This window comes from Limnospira sp. (assembly GCF_051859755.1).
GTDB classification, from domain to species: Bacteria; Cyanobacteriota; Cyanobacteriia; order Cyanobacteriales; family Microcoleaceae; genus Limnospira; species Limnospira fusiformis.
The window spans coordinates 1-8,595 of record NZ_JBIMLI010000171.1 but is presented as its reverse complement, the minus strand read 5'-3'; the positions used below and the strand labels follow the sequence as shown (position 1 = coordinate 8,595).

Genomic DNA, 8,595 nt, shown 5'->3' with positions numbered 1-8,595 from the left:
TGGATAGAATGAGTACAAAGTTCTGGGTGAAGTGGCAATGACTGAGTTGCTTGAGGGTGCGATCGCCTAATTGAAAACTTTGCCTGCTGATGAGCAAGATGCGATCGCTTCGCGCTCTGGGATAATTCATTCTCCCGGTCTCCCGATATTCTTGCCAAACTAGCAGATACAGAGATAGATTTTCACCGATTTTCTGACAGTTGAAACAACAAAGAGGTCACTTATGCAAAACTCTCGTCATGTTTCCTTACTAACAAATGGACAAGATCAAGTCCTAACCATTCCCCATGAACTTGCCCTATCGGGTACAGAAGTTTTGTTACGCAAAGCAGGTCATCGCTTAATCATTGAACCCATTCCTGCTAATTCTCTCCTTTCTTTGCTAACTACGTTGCCAGACATTACGGATGATTTCCCTAATATAGATGAGGGGTTACTTCCCCTTGATGACATCACACTTTAGTACCACCCAATGACCTATCAATACCTCCTTGATACAAATATCCTGTCAGATTTGGTCAGACATCCTCAAGGTCGGATTTTCCAGCATATTGTAGATGTCTGGGAAGACAGCGTTTGTACTAGCATCATTGTGGCGTGTGAACTACGATGAAGTTAGATAATTGGTTGCTTTGAAAATACAAGATTTGGCATAGGATGTCTTTGGTTTAAGCGAAGAGCATGATTTAATCTCAAATTAGGTTAATTCCTACTGTCTAAGATGGAGTTGGTTGAGGCTATAAACTTAACACTTTAAAGACGACAGATAGTAGTAGACACCCGGTTTCCGAGGTGGCAGGCGAGCCAGGTGCAGAAACCGGGTTTTTTAACTATTCTGGATGAATTTAGCGGAAAAGTACATCTGATCGCATTGTCAGGGTCAGATCTTGTTCTGGGTTAATCACAACGACATCCACCTGACCGCGACCAATGAAGACTCCCGCCAGAGCCCCTAGTCCCGCGCCGCCGAGAACTTCCTCAGTGGCGATCGCTTTATCTCCGAGTACCCCCGCCAAAGCCGCCGCCGCCGCCGCACCCACAGCAGCACCTTTAAGGATATTACCAGCAGAAGGACCACGACGGACGGTTTCCGTGCGGGTGACAACGTTAGAATTAGCATCAAGACGATATCGGCGATTGTTGCTGATAATCACCTCATTAGCCACAAACTGAGAACCACCAGAAGCGGGTCGCAATTCCCCAACAATTTCCGCCCCTGCGGGTATCCAAACCCGTCCTTGGTTAGTACGGATATCTTGGGCGACTACCATAGTCAGAGCGGTCGTTTCTGTGGGGGTGAGAACGATTCTATCAGCTTCTGGGTATTCCACGGGGATAGTTGTTCCGGCGGAAATTCTTTCCCGTTGTAGAGAACCCGGTAATTGTTGGGCGCGCGCTACGGTTTGATGCAGCAATAGAGGGGCTGCTAGTCCAGTAGTTAAACCGAGGGTGAGGAAGATAGATGTAGCAGAACGGTAGAGTTTTTGGTGGAACATAGTTTACATTATCCTCGGGTGTAAATTAATTGATTTGTCTCTATTGACGTGGGTTGTTTGAATTTAGTTCACAATTTCTGGAGAAATTTGTTTAACCCGGACAGTTAAAGTTGGCAAAAAGCTGACGGAAACGGCGATCGCTTAGTTGAGCGACAGGGTAGGTTAATTAGGCTGTACTGGCGGTATTTAGCACATCAGCGCTCACCCTGTCTCTATAGTCTATCTGGGTTAAATATTAACCGAGATTTTAGGGAACAGGCACAGAATATTCTCTTTCTCGGACGGCGGGACCTCTGACCACAATGCGGAAGCGACGAGACGGGGGGAGGTTGGCGATTAAATCGAATTTACCTTCAGAATCCGTGACGATCGCCCGATTATCAATATCAACTATATCCATCGGATCAACTTGTCCTACAATTCTAGCTCTCCTAGGGCTAAGTCGCGTTACCTGAAACACTTGTAAATCAGACAAAGGTGGAGTTAGATCAGGAGCAGTGGGAGGTAGGTTAAGGTTAACTACGGAGGATTTTTCTCTGTTAATTTGGGTTTCTTGTCCCTCTGCGGAAGCGCCCACAATACCTTCAACGGTGCTAATACCCGTTTTACCATCTGGTCCAACATCGACCCCAAAGGAAGTTCCCCTAACTCCGGCGACAGTTACAGGGGTTTCTACTCGAAAAGGGGAGGTTTCCACAGACTCTTCAGAGTTTTGGGAGTCTTGGCTAAATATTCCTTCCCAGTTTAGGGCGGCGATTTCCTGGGGGGGGTGAGAAGCGGTAGAATTACGGAATGGGGCGCTAACAAAACGGGCGATGGAAGACCTAACCCGACCTTTGGAAATAAAAACAACGGTTTCTTGGTTAGGGTCGAGTCCTGGTTGTCCTGATAGGCTTCTAATTTCCAGGGTGGTGTTTTCTGCTAATTCCAAAACACCGATATTGCTATCTACTCGTAAAATAGCGATCGCACGTCTTCCGGTTGTGATCACGTCTCCCACCCCTAAGCGATCGCCAAATTGGGCTGGTCTACCATTAATGGTAACTCTCCCCTGGAGTTCCTCTACCATCAAACTGCGGGTGGCGGTCCGGTCAACCTGGGATAATGGGGAGGTATTAGCGATCGCCGGTTTAATAGCCCCGAAGATACCTAATTCCATCATGGTAATGGCGATCGCCGTCATTCCCGGTATCAGAAAGAAGGCATACTTGAAAAAGTTGTCACCGTTGGGCTTTAGCCAACTCGTCCCTGTTGTTACCATTTTCCTAATTAAATCTATGCTGTCGCTTCAGTTTACGCAATTTACCCGCCGGGTTATCCCCTTAGTTGCTGTGGTCTCCTTAGCTTTAGTCGGATTTACTCCGATTTTAGTTGCCATAGGTGAGGAGGTTACTACCCCAGATCCACGTCTGACAGAGGCTGATACCGCTTTTGCTGCGGGGGTAAAATTAGTACAAGAGGGATCTCCAGAATCTCTACAACAAGCCCTGGTTGAGCTTAACCAAGCCCTAATATTGTATCAACAACTGGGTTTAGGGTCTCAGGCGGCTGAGACTTTCCTGGGTTTGGGATTAGTTTATAAGACCTTGGGGGACTTGCGAGCCAGTTTAGAGGCTTATCAGGAGGCTTTGAGTTATTATCAGAGTAGCGATCGCATTTTGGATGCTGCCTATAGCCTCAACCAAATTGGCAAAATTCACTATGAGTTAGGGAATTATCAGAAAGCAGTTGAAGTCTATCAACAGGCGATTATTTTTTATACTCAAGGGGGAGATCTCCGGGGGAAAGCCTACGCTTTAAATAATTTGGGGGCGGTTTATGAACCTTTAGGGAAGTTTCAAGAAGCCCTGGAAGCCTACACCCAAGCCTTAGAATTACACGAACGGGCTAATAATAGGGTAGGATTGGCTAGTAGTCTGAATAATTTGGGTTTGCTTTATGATGCTTTGGGAAATTTTGAACTGAGTTTAGATTATTATAAGCGATCGCTTAGTTTGTGGCAAGAGTTAAATGATGTCCGTGGCGAAGCTAGTACCCTCAATAATATAGGGTTATATCATGAGTCTCAGGATGATTTCCAGCCGGCTTTACAAAGTTTTCAACAGGCTTTAGGACGATATCAGGAAATTGGCGATCTTCGCGGAGAGGCTACTACTCTTAATAATATTGGCTTTACCTATACTAGGTTGGAAAACTGGAATGCTGCACAACAGTCTTATCAGCAAGCCTTACCTTTATGGGAGGAAATTGGCAACCGTAGCGGACTGGGAAGCACTTTAAATAATATCGGTGTGGTTTCTGCTGCACTGGGAGAGTTTGACCGGGCTTTAGAATTTTATCAGCAGGCTTTAGTTATACGCCAAGAAATTGGCGATCGCTCTCGGGAAGCCCTATCTTTATATCGAATAGCGATCGCCCAGAGGGAATTAGGTAATCAAGATGATTCTTTAATGGCTATTCAAGCCGCTATTGAGATTATAGAAGACTTGCGGACTCATGTAGTTAGCCAAGATTTAAGAACCTCATTTTTTGCATCCAAACAAGAATATTATGAGTTTTATATTGACTTGTTAATGGACTTCCATCAACAAAATCCGGGACAAGGATATGATGGTTTAGCCTTAGCAGTTAGTGAACGAGCAAAAGCGCGATCGCTTTTAGATTTACTAGCCGAAATTTCCGGAGAAGTTCAAGGAGGTATTGACCCGCAAATACTAGCTGAAAAACAACAAATTCAGCAACAATTAGCCGCTGCAGAAGAACGTCGCATTCAACTACTCAGTCAACAACATACAGACTCTCAAAAAACCGCCATTGATAATGAATTAGAACAGCTACTAATTAAATACCGCAGTATTTTCGGTCAAATTCGCGCTACCAGTCCCCGCTATGCCGCCCTAACTCAACCAGAACCCTTAAATTTAGCCGAAATTCAAGAAAGCGTTATCGACAAAGACAGTGTATTGTTGGCTTATTTTGTTGGAGAAAAACGGAGTTTTCTCTGGATAGTTACTCACAACTATATTAGTAGTTATGAACTCCCAGGTCGAGAAGTTTTAGAAGCCGAAACCAAGAGGTTTAGGGATAGTTTCATTTTTGGCAATCTCAGAATTAGACGAACTTTAGCAGAAAATGCTGGTAAAAACTTGGGTCAAATTCTCCTCGAACCCTTATCTAATTATACTGATAAAAGTCGGGTTTTAATAGTACCTTATGGAGTCTTAAACTTTGTTCCTTTTGTCGCCCTCGCTTATCAATCCAGTGATGAAGAATATCGACCATTAATTATTACCAGAGAAGTCGTAACTCTCCCATCTGCTTCCGCTTTAGCGGTTCTGAGAAATGAACTTTTTGGCCGGCAACCAGCAGAAAGATACTTAGCAATTTTGGCAGATCCGGTGTTTGGCACTAATGATGAAAGATTGCATAATAATAATGAGATTACTTCAACTTCTTTGCCTCCTGATTTAGAGCAATCGGCGCGAGAGTCCGGCATCTTATTTGACCGCCTACCTTTTACACAGACGGAAGCCGAACAAATTGTATCTTTATTTCCCGCAGAATCTTTTAGCAAAGAATATGGTTTTGCGGCTACCCGCGAGGTGGCTATCAGTGATAAAATGAGTCAGTATAGAATTATTCATTATGCTACTCATGGGATACTCAACAGCCAAAATCCTGAACTGTCTGGCTTGGTGCTTTCCTTGGTTAATCCTGACGGTCAGCCTGTCAATGGTTTTGTGAGACTACATGATATTTTTAACCTAAATTTACCCGCTGATTTGGTGGTTTTAAGTGCCTGCGAAACGGGTTTAGGGCAACAGGTTAGGGGAGAAGGTTTGGTGGGACTTACGAGGGGATTTATGTATGCTGGCGCGGCGCGTGTGGTGGTGAGTTTATGGAGTGTAGATGACCAAGCTACAGCAGAATTAATGGTGTTATTCTATCGTTATATGCTCGACAATGGTCTCTCCCCCGCCGCCGCACTTCGTCAAGCACAAATTGAAATCTGGCAAAACTCTCAATGGCATTCTCCCTATTATTGGGCGGGTTTTACTATTCAGGGAGAATGGCAAAATTAGCGAGATGGTGGGTACGCGATCGCTTCATAATCACCAACCCAGGAAGTGATGAACCGCGTATTATATTAAGGATTGATGAACTGGTAGCGTCAGACCCTTGTATAATAAGTGTTATGGGAATGAATGAACCTGACGCACCAGATAGTCAATTATGGAATTGTACGCGATCGCTTGCTCATCAAAGACCTAGGAAGTGATGAACTGCGTACCTGATTAAGGATTCAATTAAAAATACTCAGATTAAGCGATCGCACTATTTCTTCAATTAAAAATAAACCGGCTACTGAATTTCCGGTATCATCAAGAGGAGGACTATAACAAGCGATCGCCCCCCAACCGGGAATCACCGATAAAACCACCCCACTGACTCCCGACTTAGTAGGGACTCCCACCCGGACCGCAAATCGACTAGAGGCTTCATATAACCCACAGGTCATCATCAATGCTTTCACCTGTCTACAGGGTTCTATCCAAGTCGGTTGAGGAGGCTGCAATAATAACATCCCCAATTTAGCCAGATCTTCCACTGTGGCAGACAAACAACAAATATGATTGTAAGCATCAATAGCAGTGATCGCATCAGAAATAGTCCCCCGGTGATATAATTCCGTAGTGATGGCATCATTACGAGAATTGGGGGCCGAACGCACAGAATTGAGCGTATCGTGATCCAATTGCAGACAACAGCCGCCCCAATGATTTAACCAATCACATAATACTTGGCATCGTGTTTGTCCATCAGGGCCAGGAAGCAACGCCGATAAAGCGATCGCACCACTATTAATCATAGGATTACGGGGCCAGCCACCATCAGCCTGCAATTGTTCCAGAGAATTGAACGGGTAATCAGAAGGTTCCATTCCCACCTGTGCAAATATGCGATCGCCCCCCAACTCTACCAACATATACAACAACAGAAATGGCTTAACCACACTCATCAGGGAAAATCTCAGATCACCATTGCCTAATAAATAACAGTTCCCCTGGGAATCTAAAACTTGAACTGCGAATGCCTTGGGACAGGCTATGGCTAACTGAGGAATATAGGTCGGTAAACTGCCTTCATCGCTGCGAGACTTAGCAGCTTCAACCCATGTCTCTAGTTGCACCAGGTTTAAACTCAATCTTGCCCGACTATTCATAGGCTTATAGATTAACCAAAACTCTATTATCTATTTTGACTCCGATTTGGGAGAGTTATATAAACCACCAGATTGAGTTTGTTATCTGTTGGCTGCTATAGTTTCTCTGAACTGCGCCGGAATATGGCAAGATGGGTTAGGGAAAAAAATAATAATTTATGCTGAATTTGTCCAAGTCCATAATGAATACCTGTAAACGCTGGCTGAAAACTGGCCTGATTGCCCTATTGCTGTGTGTTCTTTCCGTCGGTCTGAGCGCCGCTTGGTGGGATGGCGGCAATAGTACGCCAAAACGGGAAAGTGTCTTACCTGCTGGTAATGCTATTACTGATGGTAAGGCTCTCCTGCGCTATGCTCTCCCTATTGACAATGAGCCGATTCGCAAATTTCAGGGTAGCCTTGAAGAGATTGCTGATCGCATTAGGGGTAAACGCTGGAGTCCTATTAAGGGAGATATTACCACTGCTGCTAGGATTCTATCTATCAATGAAGGGGATATTTTGGCTAGTATCCCCGACGCGCGCCAAGCTGAAGCTAAGGCTATTATTGAGGAACTCAGAGCCGAAATTGAGCGAATGCGATCGGCTTTGGATGTTAAAGATGGTGAAACACTTCTAGAAACCCGCGCCTCTATGTTGTCTCAGGTGACTCAGCTTCAGGAAATGATGGTTGGAGAATTTCCTTTTGAGGTCCCCGCAGAATATGCCAATATCCCCCAACTCAAAGGCCGTGCTACCGTCAAGATGACTACCTCTGAAGGCGATATTACCCTCGTCGTCGATGGTTATAGCGCTCCGGTAACGGCCGGTAATTTTGTGGATTTGGTGCAACGTGGGTTTTATGATGGGTTGGAGTTTATCCGCTCCGAAGAGTCCTATGTTTTGCAAGTCGGAGATCCACCCGGTCCAGAGGAGGGATTTATTGACCCCGACACAGGCGAATATAGGGCTGTTCCTCTGGAAATTTTGGTGCGTGGGGACGATGAGCCTACTTATGGGATTACCCTAGAGGCGGCGGGTCGTTATCGTGATCAGCCAGTTTTGCCCTTTTCTGCTTATGGAACTGTCGCTATGGCTCGTCCTGAAAGTGACCCGGACGGCGGCTCTTCTCAGTTTTTCTTCTTCTTGTTTGAACCAGAACTGACTCCGGCGGGACTTAATTTGCTTGATGGTCGCTATTCTGTGTTTGGATATGTGACCGAAGGTAAGGAAGTTTTGCGGAATTTGACACAGGGTGATGCGATCGCATCTGCTAAGGTCATTCAAGGGTTAGAAAATTTGGTTCAACCTAAGAAGTCCGCTTAACCAAGCCTTGAAAGTGGCAATTAATAAATTGCCACTACCCACTATTATCGATGATTGTACTCTCTCATCATTTGTGCCAGCTATTATGGCTATTTTAGAATTAGTATCTGTGGCTGCTTTGGGTGTTCTCGTGGGATTATTCCTGTTTAATATCAATTCTAAACGGGAAGAACAACGCCAGCTTGATCATGCTTTTTATCAATTAATTGAATCCCAAGATGGCGAAATTTCTTTAATTCAATTAGCCGCTTTGGCGCGGGTTAGTGCTGATGTCGCTCAAGAATATTTAGACCGACAAGCCGGGGTATTTGCTGCTATTCCTGAGTTTGATCAAGATGGTAATACCTTCTATCGATTTCCCCGCCTACGGCTTCCTAAGCAGTTTCCAGAGCGATCGCCTAATCAGGATTGGTAAAACCCCCACCATAAAATCAGTATATCTATAACCTGGTAATTACCGGAAAACTCAGGAAAATTTATACAAATAGCCATCTCTCCTAAAAACAGGTTTCAAATCTATTGGCTTCACTGAAAACTGAGTTTGGTCAGGTTTGGTTAAAACAAAACTGCC

Annotated in this window: 9 protein-coding genes; 6 read left to right on the top strand and 3 right to left on the bottom strand. The window is 44.8% G+C overall.

All coding sequences use genetic code 11. The annotated features are described in order from the left end of the window. Positions 1–223: 223 nt before the first annotated feature. Both ACTIE0_RS21185 and ACTIE0_RS21180 read left to right on the top strand, forming a co-directional pair. Complete coding sequence (locus ACTIE0_RS21185) at positions 224–463, top strand: antitoxin (RefSeq protein WP_006621216.1); 240 nt, start codon at positions 224–226, stop codon at positions 461–463. 9 nt (positions 464–472) lie between these two features. Continuing rightward, positions 473–613: a PIN domain-containing protein gene (locus tag ACTIE0_RS21180; protein ID WP_006669848.1), complete on the top strand. Its 141-nt coding sequence runs from the start codon at positions 473–475 to the stop codon at positions 611–613. A 232-nt stretch (positions 614–845) separates the two neighbouring features. Here the strand turns inward: ACTIE0_RS21180 and ACTIE0_RS21175 are convergent, their stop codons facing one another. Both ACTIE0_RS21175 and ACTIE0_RS21170 read right to left on the bottom strand, forming a co-directional pair. Continuing rightward, the gene (locus ACTIE0_RS21175; RefSeq protein WP_006621217.1) at positions 846–1,496 is read right to left on the bottom strand and encodes a hypothetical protein; all 651 of its coding nucleotides are present in this window, start codon (positions 1,494–1,496) and stop codon (positions 846–848) included. Positions 1,497–1,743: 247 nt separating this feature from the next. Beyond that, positions 1,744–2,757 (bottom strand): FecR family protein, encoded by a 1,014-nt coding sequence (locus ACTIE0_RS21170; protein ID WP_235677617.1) that lies wholly within the window; start codon positions 2,755–2,757, stop codon positions 1,744–1,746. A 16-nt stretch (positions 2,758–2,773) separates the two neighbouring features. On the opposite strand from ACTIE0_RS21170, the gene ACTIE0_RS21165 reads away from it, so the two are divergent. Next, the gene (locus tag ACTIE0_RS21165) at positions 2,774–5,578 is read left to right on the top strand and encodes a CHAT domain-containing tetratricopeptide repeat protein (protein ID WP_006669850.1); all 2,805 of its coding nucleotides are present in this window, start codon (positions 2,774–2,776) and stop codon (positions 5,576–5,578) included. Continuing rightward, complete coding sequence (locus tag ACTIE0_RS21160) at positions 5,566–5,775, top strand: hypothetical protein (RefSeq protein ID WP_155839087.1); 210 nt, start codon at positions 5,566–5,568, stop codon at positions 5,773–5,775. Before ACTIE0_RS21165 ends, ACTIE0_RS21160 begins: the two co-directional genes overlap by 13 nt. Positions 5,776–5,799: 24 nt before the next feature. Here ACTIE0_RS21160 and ACTIE0_RS21155 read toward each other — a convergent pair whose 3' ends face one another. After that, positions 5,800–6,720 carry a glutaminase gene (locus tag ACTIE0_RS21155; RefSeq protein WP_006621220.1) on the bottom strand — a complete coding sequence of 307 codons (921 nt, stop codon included), beginning with the start codon at positions 6,718–6,720 and terminating at the stop codon, positions 5,800–5,802. A 158-nt stretch (positions 6,721–6,878) separates the two neighbouring features. On the opposite strand from ACTIE0_RS21155, the gene ACTIE0_RS21150 reads away from it, so the two are divergent. Together ACTIE0_RS21150 and ACTIE0_RS21145 are read left to right on the top strand one after the other, a co-directional pair. Next, on the top strand, positions 6,879–8,024 hold the full coding sequence (locus ACTIE0_RS21150; protein ID WP_008057492.1) for a peptidylprolyl isomerase: 1,146 nt from the start codon (positions 6,879–6,881) through the stop codon (positions 8,022–8,024). Positions 8,025–8,031: 7 nt separating this feature from the next. Continuing rightward, complete coding sequence (locus ACTIE0_RS21145) at positions 8,032–8,439, top strand: hypothetical protein (RefSeq protein WP_006621222.1); 408 nt, start codon at positions 8,032–8,034, stop codon at positions 8,437–8,439. The last annotated feature ends 156 nt before the right edge of the window (positions 8,440–8,595 follow it).